The following is a 23745-nucleotide window of genomic DNA, read 5'->3' on the forward strand; positions in this document are numbered from 1 at the left end:
CATGACAAGCCACAACACCAACGCCAACAACAACGGTGGCATTTTTCGCCCCGCACTCGTGCTTTTCGCACTGCTGAGCGCGCTCACCGGCCTGATCTACCCGGCGGCTGTCACAGGCGCCGCGCAGTCGCTGTTCCCATCGCAAGCGGCGGGCAGCCTCGTCGTGCGCGACGGCAAGCCCGTCGGCTCCGCGCTCATCGGCCAGAACTTCAGCGACCCGAAGCACTTCTGGGGCCGCCCGTCGGCCACCGCGCCGCAGCCCTACAACGCCAGCGCCTCGGGCGGCTCCAACCAGGGCCCGCTCAACCCCGCGCTGGCCGATGCGGTGAAGGCGCGCGTCGAAGCGCTGCGCGCGGCTGACGCGGGCAACACCGCGCCGGTGCCCGTGGACCTCGTCACGGCCTCGGCCAGCGGGCTCGACCCCGACATCAGCCCCGCCGCCGCGCACTACCAGGCCGCCCGTGTGGCACGTGAACGCGGCATGGCGCCCGACCAGGTGAATGCGCTGATCGTGCAGAACACCCAGAAGCCGCTGTGGGGCGTGCTGGGCGAATCGCGCGTCAACGTGCTGGCGCTGAACCTGGCGCTTGAAGCTTCTTCGACGGTGCGTTGAGGAGAAAACAACCATGGCCTATGCCGCTTACCGTGACCACCCCAGCGTCGTGCGAAGTCCGATCGCGCCGCGCACGACGCAGTTCCACGTGCTCGATGTCACCGTCTGCTGCGCCGACGCACTGCGCGTGCGCCGCAGCATTGCGGCCTGCGCCGAAGCCGGCGTGGTGCGCTGCGAGCCGCTGCTGCATGCCTGCAGCTCGCAGGAAAGCGACGCGCCCTGCGTGCGCCTGATGATCCGCTTTCCGACCACGCGCTACGCTGAGGTGCTGCACCGGCTCATCGAATGCGTGCCCTCGGGCGAGATCGGCCGGCTCATGAGCTGGCGCGATCACCTCACGCGCTGCGGCCTGCGCCATGGTCTCTGACCTGCTGCACGTGCTGCTGGCCATGGCGGCGCTGTTCGTGCCGCTGGGCTTTGCCTGGTGGGTGCTGTCGCGCACCGCGCGCCGGCATGCGCGGCGGCGCAAGAACGGGCCGATGCGATAACCTGCACCTTCCCATGCCCGAGACCCGCCCCGACCCCGACGCCCTGCTCGCGCAACTGCGCAGCGACGAGGCGCGCGCGCTGCGCGGCAAGCTGCGCATCTACTTCGGCGCCAGCGCCGGCGTGGGCAAGACCTGGGCCATGCTCAGCGCCGCCCGGCGCGAGCGCGAGGCCGGACGCGACGTGCTCATCGGCGTGGTCGAAACGCACGGCCGCAGCGAGACGGCCGCGCTGCTCGCGGGGCTCGACACGCTGCCGCTGCGCGAGCTGCCTTATCGCGGCCGCACGCTCGCCGAGTTCGATTTAGACGCCGCCCTGGCGCGCAAGCCCGCCGTGCTGCTGGTCGACGAACTGGCCCACACCAACGCACCCGGCTCGCGCCACGCCAAGCGCTGGCAGGACGTGCAGGAGCTGCTGGCCGCGGGCATCGAGGTGTGGTCGGCGCTCAACGTGCAGCACCTCGAAAGCCTCAACGGCACCGTCGGCGCCATCACCGGCGTGCGCGTGCACGAGACCGTGCCCGACAGCGTGCTCGACGAGGCCGACGAGGTGGTGCTGGTCGACGTCACGCCCGACGAACTCACGGCGCGGCTCGCGGCCGGCAAGGTCTACCTGCCGCAGCAGGCCGAGCGCGCCGCACAGAACTTCTTCCGCAAGGGCAACCTGATCGCGCTGCGCGAGATCGCCCTGCGCCGCACCGCCGAGCACGTCGAAGACGACGTGCGCGGCTGGCGCGTCGAGCAGTCGGTCCCCGGCGGCAACGGGCAGGGCGGCGCGGCGCTGCAGGCCTGGAACACCTCGGGCGCGATCCTGGCCTGCGTCGGTCCGCACGAGGGCGCGGCGCAGACCGTGCGCACGGCGGCGCGGCTCGCGGGCCAGCTCAACGTGCGCTGGCATGCCGCGTATGTCGAGACGCCGCGGCTGCAGCGCCTCGATGCCGCGCAGCGCGACCGCATCCTCGCCGTGCTCAAGCTCGCCGAGGAACTGGGCGCGGCCACGGCCGTGCTTACCGGCGCCGACGTGGCCGAGCAACTGTCCGAGCAGGCGCGGCGCCTCAACTGCGCGACGCTGGTCATCGGCCGCGCGGAGCCCGTGCGCGGATGGCGGCGCTGGTGGGGTGCGTCCGCGGTGCCGCTGGCGCGCGCGCTGGCACAACGGGCACCGGCGCTCGACATCCTCGAAGTCGGCCGCGCCGACAGCGCACGCCGCCTGTCGCAAGCATCGCTGGTCGCCACGCAGGCCGACGAAGACGACGAGCGCGCGCAATCGCGCTGGCCCGGCTACGCGTGGGCCGCTGCCTCCAGCATCGCGCTCACGCTGCTGTGCACGCCGCTGACCGGCGTGCTGGAGCTCACCAACATCGTCATGCTGTTCCTGCTCGGCGTGGTGGGCGTGGCGATGCGCTTCGGGCGCGGGCCGTCGGCGCTCGCGGCGATGCTCAACGTGGCGGCCTTCGACTACTTCTTCGTCGCGCCGCGCCTGTCCTTCGCGGTCAGCGACGTGCAGTACCTGCTGACCTTCGCCGTGATGCTCGGCGTGGGCCTGCTGGTGGGCCAGCTCACGGCCGGGCTGCGCTTCGCGGCCGGCGTGTCGACCAGCCGCGAGCGCCGCGCACGCTCGCTGTTCGAGCTCACGCGCGAACTCTCGGCCGCCCTCGAAAGCACCCAGGTCGTCGCGCTCGGCGCCGCCGCCGTGCAGGCCCATTTCGGCGGCCATGCGCGCGTGCTGGTCACCGATGCGGCCGACCAGCTCGTGCCCCCCGCCGACCCGGCGCCCGGCTTCGATGCGCAGGTGGCCGACTGGGCCTTCCGCCACGGCCAGCCTGCCGGCCTGGCCACCGCCACGCTCGCCGCGCAGCCCTGGCACTACGTGCCACTGCGCGCGCCGATGCGCGTGCGCGGCGTGCTCGCGCTGTGCCCGGCCCGTCCGCGCTGGCTGCTGATTCCCGAGCAGGCGCAGCAGCTGGACACGCTCGCGCGCCAGATCGCCATCGCGCTGGAGCGCGTGCACTACGTCGAAGTCGCGCAGCGCGCCGTGGTCGAGATGGAATCGGAGCGCCTGCGCAATGCGCTGCTCGGCGCCATCTCGCACGACGTGCGCACGCCGCTCACCGCGCTCATCGCGCTGGCCGAATCGCTGCAGACCCTTCCGCCCGAAGAACACACCGAGGCCGCGCGCGCCATCGTCACGCAGGCCCACGCGCTGCATGCGCTGGTCAGCAACCTGCTCGACATGGCGCGGCTCGAAAGCGGCGTGGCCGGCGGCACCGTCAACCTGCGGCGCGACTGGCAGTCGGTCGAAGAAGTGGTGGGCGCCGCCATCCGCGCCGCGCGCCCCGCATTGCGCGGCATGACCGTGCAGACCGCGTGGGACCCCGAGCTGCCGCTGGTCGAGTTCGACGCCGTGCTCATCGAGCGCGTGCTCGTCAACCTGCTGGAAAACGCCGCCAAGTACGGCGCCGCGCCCATCGAGGTGGGCGCGCGCGCCGAGCCCGGCACGCTGGTGCTCACGGTGCGCGACCACGGCCCCGGCCTGCCCGCCGCGCTGCACGGCCGCGAGCAGACACTGTTCGACAAGTTCACGCGCGGTGAGGCCGAGTCCGCCACGCCCGGCGTCGGCCTCGGCTTGGCCATCTGCCGTGCCGTGGTGAGCGCGCACGGCGGCGAGATCAGCGCAGCGAATGCGCGCGACGGCGGTGCAGAATTCACCGTCACCTTGCCGCGCCGCGAGCCGCCCGAACCCGCTGAAGCCCAGCTCTGAAACCCGCCATGCCATCCCCCACCGCCATCGTGATCGAAGACGAGCCGCAGATCCGCCGCTTCGTGCGCGGCGCGCTCGAGGCCGAAGGCTGGCAGGTGCACGAAGCCGGCACCCTGCGCGACGGCCTTGCCGCCGCCGGCACGCGCCAACCCGATCTGCTGGTGCTCGACCTGGGCCTGCCCGATGGCGACGGCGTGTCGCTGATCCGCGATGTGCGCGGCTGGTCACAGGTGCCGATCATCGTGCTCTCGGCCCGCACCGACGAAGCCGACAAGATCGCCGCACTCGACGCCGGCGCCGACGACTACCTCACCAAGCCCTTCGGCACCGGCGAACTGCTGGCCCGCGTGCGCGCCAACCTGCGCCGCCCACGTGCCGCGAGCGGCAACGGCGATGAACCGGCCGCCGAGGCCGTGTTCCGCTTCGGCGAGATCGAACTGGACCGCGCCGCACGCATCGTGCGCCGCGCCGGCGCCGAGGTGCACCTCACGCCGACCGAGTACAGATTGCTCTCCGTGCTGGTGGCCAACGCCGGCCGCGTGCTGACGCAGCGACAGCTGCTGCGCGAGGTGTGGGGCCCGTCGCACACGGACCAGAGCCACTACCTGCGCATCTACATGGGGCATCTGCGGCAGAAGCTGGAGACGGACCCGGCGCAGCCGAAGCATCTGTTGACGGAGACGGCGGTGGGGTATCGGCTGGTTGTCTAGTGAGGAGGCCGCGCTTTGTCGGCGGCACATGCCCTCACCCTAACCCTCTCCCCGAGGGGAGAGGGGACAAGGCGGGGACAAGAGAGCAAGAGGTGCGCAAGAAGGCAGTCAACGACGCCGAGGTCTTGCTCCCTCTCCCCTCGGGGAGAGGGTTGGGGTGAGGGCAACGGCCGTCACATCACGACAGCCGCTCACTCGATCGCAAGCGATCAGGCCGCCAATCCCTTGTTCGGATTCAGCAGGAATTTCTCCCCGGTCGCCTGCTTCCCATACACCCCGATCGCATCCAGCTGCAGCGCCTCCACAAGAGACACCTCCCGCGTGTAGTGACTCGCAAACGTCGTCTTCAACTCCGCCACCACGCGCGAACGCAGCCGCTGCGTGCCTTCATCGCCCAGCTTCTGCAGGAACGGGAACAGCAGCCAGCCGCCCATGCCCCAGGCCATGCCGAAGTTGCGCACGAACTCGGTCGGGCTGCGGTCCAGGCCGCCGTAGATGTAGACCTGCTTGTGCGTGGTCGAGCCGTAGCGGCTGTATTCCTTGGCGGTGCGGTTCAGCGCCGCTTCCATGCAGCCGAGGATCTGGCCGGCGAGCTTGCCGCCGCCCGTGGCGTCGAAGGCCAGCGTGGCGCCGGTGGCGACCAGGGCGTCCGTCAGCTGGTCGAGAAATTCCGGCGAGCTCGCGTTGCAGACGTACTTCGCGCCGATGCTGCGCAGCAGCGCTTCCTGCTCGGGCTTGCGCACGATGTTGACGAGGTCGATGCCGTCCTTCTGGCAGATCTTGTTGAGCATCTGGCCGAGGTTGGACGCGGCTGCCGTGTGCACCAGCGCCTTGTGGCCTTCCATCCGCATGGTCTCGACCATGCTCAGCGAGGTGAGCGGGTTGACGAAACACGAGGCGCCATCGGCAGGAGTGGCATCCGCAGGCAGCTCCAGGCACTGCGCAGCGGCGAGGCAGCGGTACTGCGAATACATCGCACCACCGATGGCCGCCACCGTCTTGCCGAGCAATGCCTGCGCGGCCGGCGACGAACCGGCCTTGACGACCACGCCCGCACCCTCGTTGCCCACGGGCATCGACTGGTCGAGCCGCGCCGCCATCGACGCGCGTGCGCGCTCGGGCACCATGGCGGTGACGACAGGGCGATCGGCCGTGCCGGAGGCCACCGCGGTGGTCATGTCGGCGGCGCCGAACAGCAGGCCCAGGTCCGACGGGTTCATCGGCGAGGCCTCGACGCGGATCACCACCTCGTGGGCCTGCGGTTCGGGCATCGGGTCGTCGTGCAGCGAGAGTTCGAGTTCGCCGTTGGAACGGATGAGAGAGCGCAGCTGGAGTGCCATGGAGAAGCCCCTGTGAAAGGTCGTTCGGAGATGGCCATCGGCCACGGGGCGGCCAGTATAGGAGCGGGTGCGCGCGCCTGCTGGCGCCTTCAGGACACCACGGGAATCACCGGGGCATGGGCCAGCGCATGGCGCATCTTCAGCGGGTCGAGCCGCTCGAGGTAGCGCGGAATGTTGCGCCACATCGTGTGGTACCCATAGCCGCCGCGCAGCATCTCCTGGCGCGCGCTGTCCTTGTCCCAGTCCTGCACGGCCATGCGGTAGACGGCCGCCACCACGCCGGTGCGGTCGGCGCCGTGCATGCAGTGAATGAGCACCGGGCCCTGCTTCTCGGCCTCGCGGATCGCGACCAGCGCGCGCAGCACCTTGGCATCGTCGATCGACCAGGTGTTGATCGGCACGCGCACCAGCCGGATGCCGCTGCCCGCAAACACCTTCCGGTCGTCGTTGAAGGAGCGCAGGCTCACGACGGTGCGGATGCCCAGCGTCTGCAGCGCCGCCACGTTCGCGCGGCGCGGCTGCGCGCTGCGATACAGCGTGGGCGTGATGCGGTGCAGGTTCTCGACCTGCAGGGCATTGAGCGGATCGGCCCAGTGGCCGGGGCGCAGGTCGGCGGTCTTCGTTTTTGTCGTTGTCATCGCGCGCGCGGACGCCAGTGGCGCACCGTCAGGATCAGCGCCGCGATCGCAAGCCCGCCCCAATAGTCGATCGGCGCACCCCACAGCCAGTGCTTGTGCCAGAACGCCTTGGTCGGGTTGAAGTTCTCGAAGCCGAAGGCCGGGTTGATGAGGAACCACAGGAAGTCTTCGCAAACCCAGAACACGATCAGCCCCGCAAGCGCCAGACCCCAGTCGCGCCATGTCCAGCGCCCCTGGAAGGCCAGCGGCGAGAAGAACACCAGCATCATGAAGGTGAACACCCAGGCGTGATAACCCGTCATCGCGCGGCCACCCCAGAACAGGTCGAGCCAGATGTTGTTCTCGATGCGCCACGTGGGCAGCGAGGTGGCCCAGCCCGCACCGCCTTCGATCTGGATCTCGGCGTTGGCGAAGAAGAACGCCATCGTCACGACCCACGCGAGGTAGACCAGCGTGCGGCCGATGCCCGGCCGGGGCTCCACGGCGCCGCCGCTCATTCGACGAGGCCCAGCACGCGCTGCAGCACCGCACGCGCGGCCTGCGGCTTGCCCAGCGCGCGGCTGCGCGCGGCCATGGCGGCGAGCTTGGCGGGGTCGGCCATGAGGCGCGCGACCTTGTAGTCCAGGCCGATGGCGTCGTAGGCCAGCCACGCGGCGCTTTCTTCCATGAGGAAGCCGGCGTTGTGCTCTTCCTGCCCCGGAATCGGCGAGATCAGCAGCATCGGCTTGCCCAGCGCCAGGCACTCCGACACCGTGAGGCCGCCGGGCTTGGTCACGACCAGGTCGGCCGCGGCCATCATCTTGTGCATCTCGTTCGTGAAACCGACGGCCACCACGCGGCCCGGATGGCGCCGCGACAGCGCCTCGAGCCGCGCGTGCGCGTCCGCATTGCGGCCGGCCACGGCGATCACCTGGAACGGCGTGTCGCCGCCGAGCGCCAGCACGCGCTCGACCATGCTCGGCAGGTCGCCCACGCCGGCACCACCCGACGCCATCAACAGCACCGGCCGTGCGGGGTCCAGCCCCAGCGCACGAGCGCAGGCCGCGTGCGCCAGCTCGGGTGCATCAGGCTCGGAAAAAGCCGGCATCACCGGAATGCCCGTGACATGCACGCGCTCGGGCGGAATGCCGCGTGCGCGCAGCCGGAAGGCGACTTCTTCCGTCGCCGCGAGGTAACCGGTCATGCCCGGCACCAGCCACATGTTGTGCAGGTCGTAGTCGGTGATCTGCAGCCACACGGGGCACTCGATGCGCCCCCGGTTGCGCTCGCGCATCAGCAGCTCGGCCGGCAGGAAGTGGGTGCAGATCACGGCGTCGGGCTTGGCGCGGCGAATTTCGCGCACCAGCGCGCCGGTGCTCAGGCGCTCGATGCCGCGTCGCAGCCGCTGCGAGGGCGCGTGGTGCGGCGTGACGTCGGTGCGCTGGTGCAGGTACGACCACAGCTCGGGCGCGCGGTTCACCAGCTGGAGGTACCAGTCGGTGTACACCTTGCGAAAGCCCAGCGGCACATGGGCCATGGCGTCGACATGCACCGCGGTATGCGGCGCGAACGACTGGGCGAGGGTGGATTCAAGCGCCTGGGCGGCGCGCACATGGCCGTTGCCGGCGCTCACACTGAGGATCAGGAGATGGGTCATGCAGTAAGGATGCCGGCGGCGTGCCGATTGGCGCGCATTATCGCCACGCATTGCGACACATCGGCCCCGGGCGTGGCACGGCGCCCGCCATCGGCGAAAATGTCACGGGACGCCCCGTCCCGCGGGCTGTGCACCGCCATCTCGCCAGCCGCAACCATTGCTCCCATGACCGACAACGCCCCCGCCCCCGTCCGCCTCAACAAACGCATGGCCGAACTCGGCCTGTGCTCGCGCCGCGAGGCCGACGACTGGATCGCTCAGGGCTGGGTGCGCGTCAACGGCAAGCCCGCCGAGATGGGCGTGAAGGTCACGCCCAACGACCGCATCGAGGTCGACAAGGCCGCCAAGGGCCAGCAGGCGAACCAGGTCACGATCCTCATCAACAAGCCCATCGGCTACGTGAGCGGGCAGGCCGAAGACGGCCACGAGCCGGCGGTCACGCTCTTCACGCCCCAGAACCGCTGGGTGGAAGACAACGCGCGCTTTTTCTTCGGCCCGCAGCAGCTGCGCGGCCTGGCGCCGTGCGGGCGGCTCGACATCGACTCCACCGGCCTGCTCGTGATGACGCAGGACGGGCGCATCGCGCGCCAGCTCATCGGCGAAGACTCGGTGATGGACAAGGAATACCTCGTGCGCGTGGCCTACCACGGCCTGGACCAGCCGGCGCCCACCGGCCAGCTGGTGCGCCTGGACGACGACGACCCGGTCACCACCAACGTGCAGGCGGTGTTTCCGCCCGCCATGCTCGCGCGGCTGCGGCACGGCCTGAGCCTGGACGGCCAGGCGCTCAAGCCGGCGCGCGTCGAGTGGCAGAACCCCGAGCAGCTGCGCTTCGTGCTCACCGAAGGCAAGAAGCGCCAGATCCGCCGCATGTGCGAGCTGGTCGGCCTCAAGGTGGTGGGGCTGAAGCGCGTGCGCATCGGCAAGGTGATGCTCGGCAACCTGCCGGTCGGGCAGTGGCGCTACCTGGCGCCGCACGAGAAGTTCTAACCAAAAATCGACCCATGGCCGCGGTGCTGAGCCGGCGCGCATTGAACCGGGCCACGCTGGCGCGGCAGATGCTGCTGGCGCGGCGCAAGGCGACCGTCGTGCAGGCCATCGACAAGCTGGCCGGTTTGCAGGCGCAGGCGCCCAACCCACCGTACGTCGGTCTGTGGAGCCGGCTCGAAGGCTTTCGCCGCGAGCAGTTGACCGATGCGCTGAAAACACGCCGCATCGTGCGCATGTCGACGCTGCGGGCGACCCTGCACCTGATGACCGCCCCGGACGCGTGGGCCTGGCGGCCGTTGCTCGAACCGGTGCACCAGCGCGGCCTGTCGGGCCTGCATGCGCGGGCCCTGGAAGGCGTCGACCGTGCGGCCGTGGTGAAGGCGGGCCGTGCGCTGCTCGATGGCGGACCGCTCACCGGCACGGCGCTCGGCCAGGCGCTTGCCGGGCGTTGGAAGAACCACGCGCCGGCTTCACTTGCCGCGCTCATCCGCAACAACGTGCCGCTGGTTCACCTGCCGCCCGCGGGCAGCTGGAACTCGCACCAGAACGCGCTGCTGCAGCCGCTCGGCGCATGGCTCGGTGAATCCGCCGCCGAGATCGCAGAAGCCACGCAAGACGACCTGCTCCTGCGCTACCTCGCCGCCTTCGGCCCCGCGACACTGGCCGATGCGGGCGCGTGGTCGGGCCTCACGGGGTGGAAGGCCGTGGCCGAACGGCTGCGGCCGCAGCTGCGCGTGTTCACCGGCGAGCAGGGCCAGGAACTCTTCGATCTGCCGCGCGCGCCGCGCCCCGACCCCGACACGCACGCGCCGCCGCGCCTGGTCGCCGAATGGGACAACCTGCTGCTCTCGCACGCCGACCGCAGCCGCGTGCTCGACGAGGCGCATCGCGCCCGCGTGTTCACCGTCAACGGCATCGTGCGCGGCACGGTGCTGCTCGACGGCTTCGTGGCGGGCACCTGGAAGATCGAACGCGCGACGCAGGCGGCCACCGTGGTTCTGGAGCCCTTCACGCGCTGGTCGGCGGCCGACCGGCGCGGCGTGGAGGAAGAGGCGCTGCGCCTGCTGGCCTTTGCCGCGGGCGCAGAAGGCGAGCGGCACGCGGTTCGCGTCCTGAGCCCCGCCTAAGCCTCTCCTAAGTCTTCGCGCCTACGCTGCGCCGCGGCGCAGGGCCACTACCGATCATCCCGGTCGCGTGCTACCTTGCGCGCGAAGGAGTCGCCGCGATGCGCGTGCTGCTGGTGGAAGACGACGAAATGATCGGGCGCAGCCTGAAGCAGGCGCTCGAGGGCGCGGGCTGGTCGGCCGACTGGGTGCGCGACGGCGAACTGGCGCACAGCGCGCTCGGCGACGGCGGCTACACCTGCGTGCTGCTCGACCTGGGCCTGCCGCGCCAGGACGGCACCGAGGTGCTGCGCCGCGCGCGCGAACGCGGCGACGCCACGCCCGTGCTGGTGCTCACCGCGCGCGACGGCCTGGACGATCGCATCCACAGCCTGGACCTCGGCGCCGACGACTACCTGCTCAAGCCCTTCGAGTTCCGCGAACTGCTCGCGCGCATGCGCGCCGTGGTGCGCCGCCGCGACGGCGCCGCGCATTCACGGATCGGCACTGCCGCGCTGCAGCTGGACCTCACGACGCGCGAGGTGGCCGTGAACGGCGTGCCCGAGGCGCTCACCGCGCGCGAGTTCGCACTGCTGCACGCACTGCTGGAGCGGCCCGGCGCCATCCTCTCGCGCGAGCAGCTCGAGAACCGCATCTACGGCTGGGGCGACGAAGTGACCAGCAATGCGATCGATGTGCTGATCCACGGCATGCGCCGCAAGCTCGGCGCCGACGCGATCCGCAACGTGCGCGGGCTCGGCTGGCGAGTGGCTGCATGACCGGTGACCGCCGCTGGTGGCGCCCGCGTTCGCTGCGCACCCAGCTGTTGCTGTGGCTGGTCACGCTGCATGTGGTGGCGGCGGTGCTCACGGCGTGGTTCTCTTTCCTGGCCTACGGCAACCTCGTTCACAACGCGCTGGACGACCAGATGCGGCTGGTGGCCGAGTCGTACGCGGGCAACGACCCGCCCAAGACCCCGCGCGCGATGGACGGCGAAGCGGCGTTCTCGCGCGGCGCCTTCGTCGTGCAACTCTGGAGCGCCGACGGCGCCACCTTGCGCGCGAGTTCGTGGCCCGCGCTGTCGGTGCCGCTGCAGCCCGGCAGCGGCTTCCGCGACGTGCACGCGGAAGGGCCCGCACATTCGCGCTGGCGCGTGTTCACGGCCGAGCCCGCGCTGCATGCCGACGCGCCGCGCGTGCAGGTGCTGCAGAACGAGGACTACCGGCACCGCCGTGCGCTGCGCCGCGCCCTGCTCGAAGGCCTGCCGATCGCGCTGCTGCTGCCGGCGGCGCTGCTGGTGCTGTGGCTCATCGTGTCGGCCGCCTCGCGCTCGCTGCGCGGCGTGGCGCGCGACGTGGCCTCGCAGGACGAGCGTCGCCCCACCGAGCTGTCGCTGGCGCGCGTGCCCGACGAGATCACGCCGCTGGTGGGCGCCTTCAACCACCTGCTGTCGCGCGTGCGCAGCGCCTTCGCCACGCAGCGCCGCTTCGTGCAGGACGCAGCGCACGAGCTGCGCACGCCGATGGCCGCCATCGGCCTGCAGATCGAGAACCTGCGCGCGCACGTGCCGGCGGGCGAAGCCACCGACCGCTTCAACCAGCTCGAAGCCGGCGTGACGCGCGCGCAGCACCTGATCGAGCAGCTGCTGCAGCTGTCGCGGCAGGACGCGCCGCCCTCGGATGCGCCGGGCGAGCGGGTCGACATCGAAGCGTTGCTGCGCGACAGCCTGGGCCAGCGCATGGTGCTGGCCGATGCGCGGCGCATCGACGTGGGCTTTGAAGGACTCACGAGCGCCGTGGTGACTGCACCCGCGTCCGAACTGCGCAGCGTGTTCGACAACCTCATCGACAACGCGCTGCGCTATGCGCCCGAAGGTGGCGTGGTCGATGTGCGGCTGCACCGGGTCGAGGACGGACAGGCGGTGGTCGACGTGCTGGACAACGGACCGGGCATTCCGCCGGCCGAACTGGAGCGCGTGTTCGACCGCTTCTTTCGCGTGCCCGGCGCGGCGGCGGGCGGCAGCGGGCTGGGCCTGGCGATTGCGCGCACGGCGGCGGAGCGGCATGGGCTGCGCATCGAACTGCGCAACCGCGAGGACGGGCCGGGGTTGAGGGCGCGGGTGCTGCTGCCGATGTAGAGGGCGCGGTGATGCTCACGCTCCGCTCATTCTTCGCTCACGCTCGCCTCAGTCAGGCTGCCTAGAGTGGCTGCAGGTCCTGCTGCGCGCGGTCCGCGCGACGGCTCCGGACCGGAGACAACCTGCCCTCAGGAGAACACACCATGCGCACTTCGTTCCAACTTCTTGCCGTTGCTTCCTTCGCCGCGTTCGCGGCCCTGGGCACGGTCCACGCGTCCGCCGAAACCACCGACGGTTCGGACTTCCATCCGCTGCAGATGAATTCGCCGGAGAACCCGGAGGTGCAGGCCGGCGCGATGGCGGCGGCACGTCCGAGCGGCACGGAGCCCATCGGGCAATCGACCTCGGCGCCGGCGATCAATGGGATGACGCCGGTGTCCGACATCGAGGCGGGCGCCTATGCGGCGTCGCACCCGACGGGCACGGAGCCCATCGGGCAATCGACTTCACTGCCGATGGTGAAGTCGGGCAGCAGCGGAAGCTGAGTCCGCCGCCGAAGATTTACCAGCTCAGTCGTCGTTGCTGCTGAGCAGTGCGCGGTAGATCACCGCGCCGATGATCGCGCCCACGATCGGGGCGACCCAGAACAGCCACAGCTCCGACATCGCGTACGACGGGCCGAACAGGGCCGGGCCGGTGCTGCGCGCCGGGTTCACCGAGGTGTTGGTCACGGGGATCGACACCAGGTGGATCAGCGTCAGGCACAGGCCGATGGCCATGCCTGCGAAGCCGGCTGCCGCGCGCCGGGCGGTGGCACCGAGGATCACGATCAGGAACACGGCGGTCATCACCACTTCGCTGATGAGTGCAGCCGTCATGCTGTACTTGCCGGGCGAGTGCTCGCCGTAGCCGTTGGTGGCAAAGCCGCCGATGTCCGCGCCCGGCTTGCCGGTGGCAATCAGGTACAGCACGCCGGCCGCCGCGATGGCGCCCAGCACCTGCGACACGATGTAGCCCGGCAACTGTCCGGCCTTGAAACGGCCTGCGGCGGCGAGGCCGATCGACACGGCCGGGTTGAAGTGGCCGCCCGAGATCGGACCGAGCGCATAGGCGCCGGTGACCACCGTGAGGCCGAAGGCCAGCGAGACGCCGAGCAGGCCGATGCCGACGCCCGGAAAGGCCGCTGCCAGAACTGCGCTTCCGCAGCCTCCGAGCGTGAGCCAGAAAGTACCAATGAATTCTGCAGACCACTTTTTGTAGGTACTGTGTTCCATAACGCTCCATCCTGAAGTTGAGAAAGCGCGCACGGCGAGGGCCGAACGCGGGCCGCATTCTAGGAACGGGAAATGAAGGCGTCGAGCAAACGGGCGCGCTGAGCGGCAACTGTTCACGATTGCTGTGGATTTGTGCCCTGCAGCATTTGCAAATGGGCGGGGCGAGGGCGCGCCACCGCACATCGTCGTCACATCGTCACGACGACCTTGCCGAACGCGCCGCGTTCCAGATGGTCGAGCGCGGCGGGCAGCGCGTCGAAGCCGTAGCGCGCCGCAATCACCGGCTTCAGCGCGTTGGCATCGACCGCGCGCACCAGCTCTTCGAGCGCACGACGGTGGCCGACGCCGATGCCTTGCACCGTCACGCGGCCGAGCACCATCGCGTAGAACGACGCGCTCAGCGTGTCGCCGCCGAGCATGCCGATGATCGACACGCGCCCGCCCTGCTTCACGGCCTGCAGCGAGCGGTCGAGGTCGGGGCCGCTCGAGAGTTCGAGCACGTGGTCGACGCCGCGCCCGTGCGTGAGCCGGCGCACCTCGGCGGGCCAGTCGCTGTCGCGCGCCAGCACGTGCGTGGCGCCGAGCGCGCGGGCGGCGGCCTGCTTGTCGGCGCTGCCCGTCACCACGATGGCCTGCGCGCCGTGCAGCCGCGCGAGTTGCAGCCCGAACAGCGCGACGCCGCCGGTGCCGTGGACCAGCACCGTCTCGCCCGCGCGCAGGGCGCCGGTTTCGACCAGCGCGAACCACGCCGTGAGGCCGGCGCAGGGCAGCGTGCTCGCTTCTTCGAGGCTCAGCGTGGCGGGCGCGGCCACGGCCCAGTTCGCATCGATGCACACGTGCGAGGCCAGCATGCCCGGGCCGGGGCCGCCGAGCAGCGTGGTGTCGGCGTGCCAGTGGCTGTCGATCCAGCCGCCCCAGAAGGTGTTGATCACGCGGTCGCCCACGGCAAAGCGGCGCACGCCCGGGCCCACGGCCACCACGGTGCCCGCCATGTCCGAGCCGGGCGTGAAGGGCAGGTCGAGCGCCATGCCCATGCCGTCGCGCACCATGAGCAGGTCGCGGTAGTTGAGCGCCACCGCGCCCACGCGCACGAGGATCTGGCCCGCGCCCGGCGAGGGCATCGGCGCGTCGGCTTGTTCGAGGTGGGCGCGGCCCAGCCGGGGAAGCTGCCAGCGGCGCAGCACGTCGGGTTCTTGCATCGGAAAGGCTCCATCAAAAAAGGACTGACCTCGATGCTATTGACGATGAAAACGATCCGGTGGTGGATAATTTTCCGAAGAATGGTGCTTGAAAGTCTCCAATGAGCCAACGCCTGCAAGGCATCGAAGAGTTCGTCGCGGCGGTGGAGGCGGGCAGCTTTGCGCTCGCCGCGCAGCGTTTGCACGTCACGCGTTCGGCCGTCGCCAAGAGCATCGCGCGGCTCGAGGCGCGGCTGGACACGCGCCTCTTTTTGCGCACCACACGCAGCCAGAGCCTCACCGAGGAAGGGCACGGCTACTACGAGCGCTGCCGCCGCGCGCTGGCCGAACTGGACGCGGCCGAGGCGCTCACCGACGCCGCGCGCCACACGGCCGCCGGCCTCGTGCGCCTGAGCATGCCGGCGATGCTCGGGCGGCTCAAGGTCGGGCCGCTGCTGCTGGCATTGGCGCGTCAGCACCCGCAGCTGTCGCTGGAGCTGGCCTTCAATGACCGGCGCGTCGACCTCGTCGAAGAGGGGCTCGACCTGGCCATCCGCAGCGGCGAGCTCGACGACAGCGCGGGCCTCGTGGCGCGGCCGGTCGGCGTGCAGTGGATGCTGCTGTGCGCTGCGCCCGCGTACCTGGCCGAGCGCGGCCATCCGCGTGATCTGCGCGCACTGGTCGCGCCGCACGAGGCCGTGTACTACGCCCGCGACGGGCAGGTGTCGCCCTGGCGCTTTCACGAAGGCGGAACGATGGTGGAGGCCGCGCTCCCGTCGCGGCTGCGTTGCGACAGCGCCGAGGTGCTGCTGGAGGCCGCCCTCGGCGGCATGGGCCTGGCGCGGCTGCCGGCCTGGCTGGCGGCCGACGCGCTTGCGGCCGGCACGCTGGTGCGCGTGTTCGACGAGCCGGTGCCGTTTGGCTTTCCGCTGCACGTGATCCGCACGCCGAGCCGCTACCTGCCGCTGAAGACGCGCGTGGTGATCGACTGGCTGGTGGAACACCTGCCACCGCTGCTGGCGACACGCTGAACCCATCCACGCAGACGGGCGCTATCCTGCGCCTTCGAGCAACGAGGAGACCTGCGCATGCCTTCATCATCCGCCCCGCGACCCACCGTGAGCGCCCTGGCCATCGCCTGCCTGGGCGCGGTGCTCCTGCTCGGGGCGCCGCAGGCTGCCGCGCAGGGCACCGTCAACGCGCTGTGCAGCACCGACGCGGGCTGGTGTGAGGCGGCCGCCACGGCCTTCACGCGCGAGACCGGCATCAAGGTGCAGCAGGCCCACAAGGGCACCGGCGAAATCGGTGCGCAGCTGCGCGCCGAGGCCGCCAACCCCAAGACCGATCTCTGGTGGGGCGGCACCGGCGACCCCTTTTTGCAGGCCGCCGAGCAGGGCCTGCTCGAGCCGTACCGCCCGGCCTACATCAACGACCTGCACGACTGGTCGGTGCGCCAGTACGCCATGTCGCAGAACATGGTGGGCGGCTTCTACACCAGCGCCATGGGCTTCGGTTTCAACACCGACCTGCTGAAGAAAAAGAAGCTCGCCGAGCCCAGGTGCTGGGCCGACCTCATCAAGCCCGAGTACAAGGGCGAGATCGAAATCTCGCACCCCGCCACCAGCGGCACGGCCTACACCGTCATCGCCGGCCTGGTGCAGCAGATGGGCGAGGAGCCCGCCTTCGACTACCTGAAGAAGCTGCACAAGAACGTCACCAGCTACACGCGCAGCGGCCAGGCGCAGGCGCCCAACGTGGCCAAGGGCGAGGTGGCGATCGGCGTGAGCTTCATCTTCGGCTTCGAGCGCTGGCGGCACGACAAATTTCCGGTGAAGACCGCCGCGCCCTGCGAAGGCACGGGCTTCGAAATCGGCGGCATCGCGCTCGTGAAGGGCGCGCGCAACAAGGAGAACGCCAGGCGCTACTACGACTGGCTCATGAGCCCCGCGGGCCAGTCCATCGGCGCCAAGGTCGGCAGCCTGCAGTCGCCGGCCAACAAGACCTTCAAGGCCGATGCCCGCATTCCGTCGATGGAGGGCGTGCGGCTCATCAAGTACGACTTCGAGAAATACGGCAAGGTGGCCGAGCGCAAACGGCTCATCGACCGCTGGACGCGTGAAGTGGAGTCGCAACCGCGCTGAAAGCGCAGCGTGCAGCCGACAGCCGTGTGACAAAGTTCGCCCGGCCTTGCACTCGTTGTTTTTTGGCGCGACAACCCCAGTTCATAAAGTTGGCAAGGCCGCTGCCCGCCGCGGGCGGCTCGCCTTAGAATTTTTTGGCTTCGATCTCATTCTTTCCCATGGCTGATTCCTCCAATACCAAACTCCCGTTCCAGGCTGAAGTCGCGCAACTGCTGCACCTCGTCACGCATGCGCTGTACTCCAACAAGGAAATCTTCCTGCGCGAGCTGATCTCGAACGCGTCCGACGCGTGCGACAAGCTGCGCTTCGAGGCGCTCGACCATCCCGAGCTCTACGAAGACCAGCCCGAGCTCGACGTGCGCCTGTCGTTCGACAAGGCCGCGCGCACCCTCACCCTCACCGACAAGGGCATCGGCCTGTCGCGCCAGGAAGCCATCGACAACCTCGGCACCATCGCCAAGAGTGGTACCAAAGACTTCATGAGCCGCCTGAGCGGCGACCAGAAGGCCGACGCGCAGCTCATCGGCCAGTTCGGCGTGGGCTTTTACTCGGGCTTCATCGTGGCCGACAAGATCAGCGTCGAGTCGCGCCGCGCGGGCCTGCCCGCCGACCAGGGCGTGCGCTGGGTGAGCGGCGGCGCCGGCGACTTCGAGGTGGCCGACATCACGCGCGCCGAACGCGGCACCAGCATCACGCTGCACCTGCGCGACGATGCCGACGAATACCTCAACGCCTGGAAGCTCAAGCAGATCGTCGGCAAATATTCCGACCACATCTCCCTGCCCATCCTGATGGAAAAGGAAGAGTGGAAAGAAGGCGAGAACGACCAGCCCGGCGACATGGTGAAAACCGGCGAATGGGAAACCGTCAACAAGGCCAACGCCCTGTGGAGCCGTCCCAAGAAGGACATCACGTCCGAGCAGTACGAAGAGTTCTACAAGAGCATCAGCCACGACTACGAGGCGCCGCTCGCCTGGAGCCACAACCGCGTCGAAGGCAGCACCGAGTACACGCAGCTCCTGTACATCCCGGCCAAGGCCCCGTTCGACCTGTGGAACCGCGACAAGAGCGCGGGTGTCAAGCTGTACGTCAAGCGGGTCTTCATCATGGACGACGCCGAGGCGCTGCTGCCCAACTACCTGCGCTTCGTGAAGGGCGTGATCGACTCGGCCGACCTGCCGCTCAACGTGAGCCGCGAGCTGCTGCAGGAAAGCCGCGACGTGAAGGCCATCCGTGAAGGCAGCACCAAGCGCGTGCTGTCGATGCTCGAAGACCTGGCCAAGAAGCAGAAGACCGCGCCCGACAGCGTCGAAGGCAAGATCGACGTGGGCTCGGGCGAATCGGTGCCCGCACCCGAGCCGACCGAAGGTGTGACCGACGTGGTCGACAAGAACACGCCCACCGCCGCCGAAACGGCCGCCGCGGCCGCCGACGACTCGGGCAAGTTCGCCAAGTTCTACGCCGAGTTCGGCGCGGTGCTGAAGGAAGGCCTGGGCGAGGACATGGGCAACCGCGACCGCATCGCCAAGCTGCTGCGCTTTGCCTCCACCACGAGCGACGTCGCGAGCGTGAGCTTCGCCGACTACAAGGCGCGCATGAAGGACGGCCAGGACGCCATCTACTACATCACGGCCGACAACCTCGCCGCCGCCAAGAACAGCCCGCAGCTCGAGGTCTTCAAGAAGAAGGGCATCGAGGTGCTGCTCATGACCGACCGTGTCGACGAGTGGGCGCTGAACTACCTCAACGAGTTCGACGGCACGCCGCTGCAGAGCGTGGCCAAGGGCGCGGTCGACCTGGGCAAGCTGCAGGACGAAGCCGAGAAGAAGGCCGCCGAGGAAGCCGCCGAGTCGTTCAAGCCGCTGCTCGAAAAACTGAAAGAGGCGCTCAAGGACAAGGCCGAAGACGTGCGCGTGACCACGCGCCTGGTCGACTCGCCCGCCTGCCTCGTGGTGGAAGACGGCGGCATGAGCACGCAGCTCGCGCGCATGCTCAAGCAGGCCGGCCAGCCCGCGCCCGACCTGAAGCCCGTGCTCGAAGTCAACGCCGAGCACCCGCTGGTGAAGAAGCTCGAAGGCTCCGCGCATTTCGACGACCTCGCGAACATCCTGTTCGACCAGGCGCTGCTGGCCGAAGGCGGCCTGCCGGCCGACCCCGCCGCCTACGTGAGGCGCGTCAACGCGCTGCTGGTGTGAACGCCCGGCCGCGCATCGTTCGTCGCGCAGCGGCTGCCACTTCGGCGCTGCTGTTGTTGCTTCTGATGGGCGGCTGTTCGCACTATCACATCGGCATTCCGCTGGTGCCCGGGCTCTCGCTCGGGCTCGGTGCCACGAAGGACGGCAATTTTTCCGTCGGCCTGAACACCGGCTGGGGCCCGCTCGGCGCGGGCGTGTCCCTGCACGACAACGGCGCCGTCACCGGCTCGGCCAGCGTCGGCGTGGGGGTCGGCGTCGGGCCGATCGGCACCGGCGTGGGCGTCGGCAAGAGCGTGGTGCTGCACAACCCGTACGAGACGGCGCCAGCAGCGCCCGGGCAGGCGACGCCTGGCGTGGTGGTGCCTGCCGCGGCATCGGCCACCGCGCCTGTCAGTGTCACCAAGGCCGGCGTCACGCGGCCCATGTCATCGTCGCCACCGATCGCCGCCGCACCCGTGCCGGCGGCACGCGTGTCCTACCGCCCCTCCGCTGCGAGAACAGCGGTCGTGGCCGGCGAAGCAGGCACGCCCGGCCATCCCATCGCGCCCTGATGGTCGCGCCCCTCCCACCCCTGACCGCGCCGCGGCCCGGCGCGAGGCTGCCCTTTCCATGAGTCTCAGTACCGAAGCCGTCCTCGCGCTTGCGCCGGACGACGCCTCCGCGAAGGCCGCCAAAGGCCTGCTCGCGCCCGCCAAGTGGCCCACGCTCGCACATTCCGACGACGCCGTCTGGGGCGAATGCCAGGGCAGCGGCAGCAAGCCCTACCAGACACAGGTCGACCTGTCGGGGCCCGTGTTCCGCTGCTCCTGCCCGAGCCGCAAGTTCCCCTGCAAGCACGGCCTGGCGCTGATGCTGCTGCGCGCGCAGAGCGAAGCCAGCTTCACCGCCGGCGCGCCGCCGCCGTGGGTGGCCGACTGGCTCGCCTCGCGCCGCGACAAGGCCGAGAAGAAAGAAGCCCGCGCCGCCGAACCGGCCGCCGCGCCCGATCCCGCTGCAGCCGCCAAGCGCGACGCGCAGCGCTGGAAGCGCATCGAGACCGGCGTGCAGGAGCTTGCGCGCTGGCTCGACGACCAGACCCAGCGCGGCCTGGCCGCGCTCGGCAGCGAGCAGGCCGAAGGCTGGGCCGCCATGGCCGCGCGCATGGTCGACGCGCAGGCGCCGGGGCTCGGCCAGCGCATCACGCAGGCGGCCGAGCTGATCGGCGCCGGCGATGGCTGGCCCGCGCGCCTGCTCGACCGGCTGGGCCGGCTGCAACTGATCGTCGATGCGGTGCCGCGCCGCGACAGCCTGTCGCCCGCCACGCGCGCCGACCTGCGCGCCGCGCTCGGCTGGCCGCAGGACCGCGAGGCGCTGCTGGCCGATGGCGAGCGCGTGAACGACCACTGGCTCGTGCTGGGCCAGTGCCTCGACGAGCGCGACACCAAGCTGGTCGAGCGCCATGTGTGGCTGCAGGGCCGCGCGAGCGGACGGCGCGCGCTGCTGCTCGACTACTCGCACGGCGGACGCGGCTTCGAGACCGGCTGGGTCAGCGGCAGCGAACGTGCGGCCGTGCTGTGCTTCTATCCCGGCCACGCCTCGCAGCGCGCGGTGGTGGCCGAGCTGCCGGCCGAGGCTGCGTCGACCGCAGCGCCTGTCGCGCTTCATGACGAAGCCAGTGAATGGCAACGCATGGCGCAGCAGATCGCGGCCAACCCGTGGCAGCCGCTGCTGCCCCTGGTGTGGGCCGATGCCGTGCCCGCGCGGCATGGCGACCAGTGGTGGCTGCGCCTGGGCGCCGCTTCGCAGGCGCTGCCGATGCAACTGGCCGCGGCCGAAGCCTGGCAGCTGATGGCGCATTCGGGCGGTGCGCCGCTGCGCGTATTCGGCGAATGGGACGGCGAGCAGTTCGCGCCACTCACCGCGTGGGCGGCTGAGGGTGGAACACCCGTCTGGACCTTGAGCGGAGCACGCACATGAGCCACTGGAACACCTTGCTGCAGACGGCTCTCGTCGGCACCGCACGCCAACCCGTGCCCGCCGCCGACGGCATGGCCGGCGATTTCGGCGCGCTGCTTCAGGCGCTGCAACAACCCGCTGACAGCGCGCAAGGCGTGCTGCTGCGCGTCGCGGGCGCCGTGGCCGTGGGCCGCCGTGCGGGCTTCGTCGCGCCGGGCTTGCCCGCCGACGACGCACCGCCTGCCGCCAACGATCTCTCTCCCGCGCTCGGCGACCCCGCCTTGCTCGCCGTGATCGCCGATGCGCTCGCCGCCGGCCCGCAGCGCCTGCAGCACGAGGTGCTGGCGGTGCTCGCCGCTGCCGGCTGGCGCCTGCCGCCCAGCCTGCTGCCCGCCGCGCTCGATGCCGGCCGCCGCGACACCGCGCTGCGTCCCGCCGTCGTTCTCGCGCTCGGCGAGCGCGGTCGCTGGCTGGCCGCGCGCAACGACGACTGGCGCTACGCCGTCGGTGCCAGCGCGCAGGCCGACACGCAGACCCGCTGGGACGAAGGCAGCATCGATCAGCGCCGCGCCGTGCTGGCCGAGCAACGCCGCGACGACCCGGCTGGCGCGCGCGAACGCCTCGCCGCCGAGCTGCCGCAACTGCCCGCCAAGGAGCGCGCCGTGCTGATCGGCGCGCTGGCCGAGAACCTCGGTCCCGACGACGAAGCCTTGCTCGAAGCCCAGCTGAAAGACCGCGCGCGCGATGTGCGCCAGACCGTGGTCGAGCTGCTGCAGCGCCTGCCGGCCAGCGCGCACGTGCGGCGCGTCGAGGCCTTTCTCGCGCCCTTGCTCTCACCGCAAGGCGCGACGTGGCAACTGAACGCCCCCGAGGCCGCCGACCCGCGCTGGAAGGACGACGCCATCGACGCCACGCGCCCCACGCACGACAGCCTCGGCGAGCGCGCGTGGTGGCTCTACCAGCTCGTGCGCCAGATGCCGCTCGCGTGGTGGACCGCGCGCACCGGCCTGACGCCCGCTGCCTTGCTCGACTGGGCCGCGACCGGCGACTGGCACGACGCGCTGCTGCGCGGCTGGAACGAGGCCGTGCTGGCCGCGCCCGATTTCGACTGGTGCGATGCGCTGCTCGACCGCCCGCGCGGTCACCGCGGCGGCGTGGGCCCGCTGCTGGCGCTGCTGCCGCGCGAACGCCGCGAGCGCCACTGGGCGACGCAACTCGGCGATGCCGGCGAGGGCGTGCAGGACGTCGTCGCGTTTGCCGACCAGGCCTGCGCGCCCGGCAATACGCCCTCGGCCGCGCTGTCGCTGCGCATCGCACAGGCGCTGCGCACGCGCGTCGAGCGCGGCGACCTCGTCAACGACTACGTGCTGCGCCAGGTGCTCGGCACCGCCGCCGCGCTGCTGCACCTCGATGCGCTGCCGCTGCTGGCCGACCTGCCGCGCGCGGCCGAGGAAAGCCCCGGCCTCGCCCACGCACTGGCCGACACCGCGCGCATCGTGCGCGCGCGCCGGCTGGTCGCGACCCTTCCCTTGTCTTCTTTCTCTTCTTCCTCACTTTCAACCTCTTCCCAAGGCCGTCCATGAGCAATGTCCTGCGCCAGCATGCCGAACAGCAATTCGCCGAAGAACTCGAAGCGCTCCAGAAGGTCGACGACCGCCAGCGCCCGGCCAACTGGAAGCTCTCGCCCTGGGCCGTGCTCACCTACCTGATGGGCGGCAAGCTGGCCAACGGCTTCGAGGTCAGCCCCAAGTACATCGGCAGTTCGCGCCTGATGGAAATCGCCGTGTCCACGCTCGCGACCGACCGCGCGCTGCTGCTGTACGGCGTGCCGGGCACTGCCAAGTCGTGGGTGTCGGAGCACCTGGCCGCCGCCGTGAGCGGTGACTCGACGATGCTGATCCAGGGCACGGCTGGCACCAGCGAAGAACAGCTGCGCTACGGCTGGAACTACGCCGAGCTGCTGGCCCACGGCCCGTCGGAAAAGGCGCTGGTGCCGAGCCCGCTGGTGAACGCCATGCGCCTGGGCAAGATCGCGCGCGTCGAAGAACTCACGCGCATCCCGGCCGACGTACAAGACTCGCTGATCACCGTGCTTTCGGAAAAGACGCTGCCCGTGCCCGAACTCGGCACCGAGGTGCAGGCCACGCGTGGCTTCTCGGTGATTGCCACGGCCAACAACCGCGACAAGGGCGTGAATGAACTCTCGAGCGCGCTCAAGCGCCGCTTCAACACCGTGGTGCTGCCCGTGCCGTCGAGCGAAGCCGAAGAAGTCCAGATCGTCGTCAAGCGCGTGTCCGAGCTGGGCCGCGCGCTCGCGCTGCCGGCCGAGCCGCCCGCGCTGCAGGAAGTGCGCCGCGTGGTGCAGATCTTCCGCGAGCTGCGCAACGGCCAGACCGAAGACGGCAAGACGCGCATCAAGTCGCCCACCTCCACGCTCTCGACCGCCGAGGCCATCTCGGTCATCAACAGCGGCATGGCGCTGGCCGGCCACTTCGGCGACGGCGTGCTGCGCTCGGCCGACGTGGCTTCGGGCCTGATCGGCGCCGTCATCAAGGACCCGGTGCAGGACCAGGTGGTGTGGAAGGAATACCTCGAGACCGTGGTGAAGGAACGGGCCGACTGGAAGGACCTGTACCGCGCCTGCCGCGAACAACTCTGACGCGAGCCAG

23 protein-coding genes are annotated in these 23745 nt (G+C 70.4%); 17 read left to right on the plus strand and 6 right to left on the minus strand.

Going from position 1 to position 23745, the window contains the following annotated elements; all coding sequences use genetic code 11:
• Window position 1: 1 nt before the first annotated feature.
• Genes kdpC through kdpE form a run of 5 tightly spaced genes read left to right on the plus strand, consistent with a single transcriptional unit; the run spans window position 2 to window position 4569 of the window.
• Window positions 2–613 (plus strand): potassium-transporting ATPase subunit KdpC, encoded by a 612-nt coding sequence (kdpC, locus tag GFK26_RS09120; protein WP_153281703.1) that lies wholly within the window; start codon window positions 2–4, stop codon window positions 611–613.
• 13 nt (window positions 614–626) lie between these two features.
• A complete protein-coding gene (locus tag GFK26_RS09125) occupies window positions 627–980 on the plus strand; it encodes a hypothetical protein (protein ID WP_153281704.1) in 354 nt (117 codons plus the stop codon).
• A complete protein-coding gene (locus GFK26_RS34455; protein WP_265590126.1) occupies window positions 970–1101 on the plus strand; it encodes a hypothetical protein in 132 nt (43 codons plus the stop codon). The genes GFK26_RS09125 and GFK26_RS34455 overlap by 11 nt, the downstream gene beginning before the upstream one ends.
• Before the next feature lie 13 nt (window positions 1102–1114).
• Window positions 1115–3859 carry a DUF4118 domain-containing protein gene (locus GFK26_RS09130; RefSeq protein WP_153281705.1) on the plus strand — a complete coding sequence of 915 codons (2745 nt, stop codon included), beginning with the start codon at window positions 1115–1117 and terminating at the stop codon, window positions 3857–3859.
• An 8-nt stretch (window positions 3860–3867) separates the two neighbouring features.
• Complete coding sequence (gene kdpE / locus GFK26_RS09135; protein WP_101491405.1) at window positions 3868–4569, plus strand: two-component system response regulator KdpE; 702 nt, start codon at window positions 3868–3870, stop codon at window positions 4567–4569.
• Window positions 4570–4778: 209 nt separating this feature from the next.
• Here kdpE and GFK26_RS09140 read toward each other — a convergent pair whose 3' ends face one another.
• From GFK26_RS09140 to GFK26_RS09155, 4 genes are all read right to left on the minus strand, one after another.
• Window positions 4779–5909, minus strand: coding sequence for a zinc-binding dehydrogenase (locus GFK26_RS09140; protein ID WP_153281706.1), 1131 nt, complete (start codon window positions 5907–5909; stop codon window positions 4779–4781).
• Window positions 5910–5998: 89 nt separating this feature from the next.
• A complete protein-coding gene (locus GFK26_RS09145; RefSeq protein WP_153281707.1) occupies window positions 5999–6547 on the minus strand; it encodes a dual specificity protein phosphatase family protein in 549 nt (182 codons plus the stop codon).
• Entirely contained in the window at window positions 6544–7044 is a 501-nt protein-coding gene (locus GFK26_RS09150) for a hypothetical protein (RefSeq protein WP_153281708.1), read from the minus strand. Before GFK26_RS09150 ends, GFK26_RS09145 begins: the two co-directional genes overlap by 4 nt.
• Window positions 7041–8183, minus strand: coding sequence for an MGDG synthase family glycosyltransferase (locus tag GFK26_RS09155; protein ID WP_153281709.1), 1143 nt, complete (start codon window positions 8181–8183; stop codon window positions 7041–7043). Before GFK26_RS09155 ends, GFK26_RS09150 begins: the two co-directional genes overlap by 4 nt.
• Window positions 8184–8348: 165 nt before the next feature.
• Here GFK26_RS09155 and GFK26_RS09160 point away from each other — a divergent pair, with 165 nt between their 5' ends.
• From GFK26_RS09160 to GFK26_RS09180, 5 genes are all read left to right on the plus strand, one after another.
• A complete protein-coding gene (locus tag GFK26_RS09160) occupies window positions 8349–9173 on the plus strand; it encodes a pseudouridine synthase (protein ID WP_153281710.1) in 825 nt (274 codons plus the stop codon).
• Between the two features lie 14 nt (window positions 9174–9187).
• Window positions 9188–10300 (plus strand): winged helix DNA-binding domain-containing protein, encoded by a 1113-nt coding sequence (locus GFK26_RS09165; RefSeq protein WP_153281711.1) that lies wholly within the window; start codon window positions 9188–9190, stop codon window positions 10298–10300.
• Between the two features lie 98 nt (window positions 10301–10398).
• The gene (locus GFK26_RS09170; RefSeq protein ID WP_153281712.1) at window positions 10399–11055 is read left to right on the plus strand and encodes a response regulator transcription factor; all 657 of its coding nucleotides are present in this window, start codon (window positions 10399–10401) and stop codon (window positions 11053–11055) included.
• Window positions 11052–12413, plus strand: coding sequence for a sensor histidine kinase (locus GFK26_RS09175; RefSeq protein WP_153281713.1), 1362 nt, complete (start codon window positions 11052–11054; stop codon window positions 12411–12413). Before GFK26_RS09170 ends, GFK26_RS09175 begins: the two co-directional genes overlap by 4 nt.
• Window positions 12414–12556: 143 nt before the next feature.
• Window positions 12557–12898, plus strand: coding sequence for a hypothetical protein (locus GFK26_RS09180; RefSeq protein WP_153281714.1), 342 nt, complete (start codon window positions 12557–12559; stop codon window positions 12896–12898).
• 24 nt (window positions 12899–12922) lie between these two features.
• Here the strand turns inward: GFK26_RS09180 and aqpZ are convergent, their stop codons facing one another.
• Together aqpZ and GFK26_RS09190 are read right to left on the minus strand one after the other, a co-directional pair.
• A complete protein-coding gene (gene aqpZ, locus GFK26_RS09185) occupies window positions 12923–13627 on the minus strand; it encodes an aquaporin Z (protein ID WP_153281715.1) in 705 nt (234 codons plus the stop codon).
• A 188-nt stretch (window positions 13628–13815) separates the two neighbouring features.
• Complete coding sequence (locus GFK26_RS09190; protein ID WP_153281716.1) at window positions 13816–14826, minus strand: zinc-dependent alcohol dehydrogenase family protein; 1011 nt, start codon at window positions 14824–14826, stop codon at window positions 13816–13818.
• A 101-nt stretch (window positions 14827–14927) separates the two neighbouring features.
• Here GFK26_RS09190 and GFK26_RS09195 point away from each other — a divergent pair, with 101 nt between their 5' ends.
• From GFK26_RS09195 to GFK26_RS09225, 7 genes are all read left to right on the plus strand, one after another.
• Complete coding sequence (locus GFK26_RS09195; RefSeq protein WP_153281717.1) at window positions 14928–15836, plus strand: LysR substrate-binding domain-containing protein; 909 nt, start codon at window positions 14928–14930, stop codon at window positions 15834–15836.
• 57 nt (window positions 15837–15893) lie between these two features.
• Window positions 15894–16946 carry an ABC transporter substrate-binding protein gene (locus GFK26_RS09200; RefSeq protein WP_153281718.1) on the plus strand — a complete coding sequence of 351 codons (1053 nt, stop codon included), beginning with the start codon at window positions 15894–15896 and terminating at the stop codon, window positions 16944–16946.
• A 158-nt stretch (window positions 16947–17104) separates the two neighbouring features.
• Window positions 17105–19141, plus strand: a complete 2037-nt coding sequence (gene htpG / locus GFK26_RS09205; RefSeq protein WP_153281719.1) for a molecular chaperone HtpG — start codon at window positions 17105–17107, stop codon at window positions 19139–19141.
• Complete coding sequence (locus GFK26_RS09210) at window positions 19138–19692, plus strand: hypothetical protein (RefSeq protein WP_153281720.1); 555 nt, start codon at window positions 19138–19140, stop codon at window positions 19690–19692. Before htpG ends, GFK26_RS09210 begins: the two co-directional genes overlap by 4 nt.
• 58 nt (window positions 19693–19750) lie before the next feature.
• The gene (locus GFK26_RS09215) at window positions 19751–21097 is read left to right on the plus strand and encodes an SWIM zinc finger family protein (RefSeq protein WP_153281721.1); all 1347 of its coding nucleotides are present in this window, start codon (window positions 19751–19753) and stop codon (window positions 21095–21097) included.
• Entirely contained in the window at window positions 21094–22659 is a 1566-nt protein-coding gene (locus GFK26_RS09220; protein ID WP_153281722.1) for a DUF5691 domain-containing protein, read from the plus strand. Before GFK26_RS09215 ends, GFK26_RS09220 begins: the two co-directional genes overlap by 4 nt.
• Complete coding sequence (locus GFK26_RS09225) at window positions 22656–23735, plus strand: AAA family ATPase (protein ID WP_153281723.1); 1080 nt, start codon at window positions 22656–22658, stop codon at window positions 23733–23735. The genes GFK26_RS09220 and GFK26_RS09225 overlap by 4 nt, the downstream gene beginning before the upstream one ends.
• Window positions 23736–23745: the final 10 nt, after the last annotated feature.

It is taken from the genome of Variovorax paradoxus (assembly GCF_009498455.1).
Lineage (GTDB): Bacteria > Pseudomonadota > Gammaproteobacteria > Burkholderiales > Burkholderiaceae_C > Variovorax > Variovorax paradoxus_H.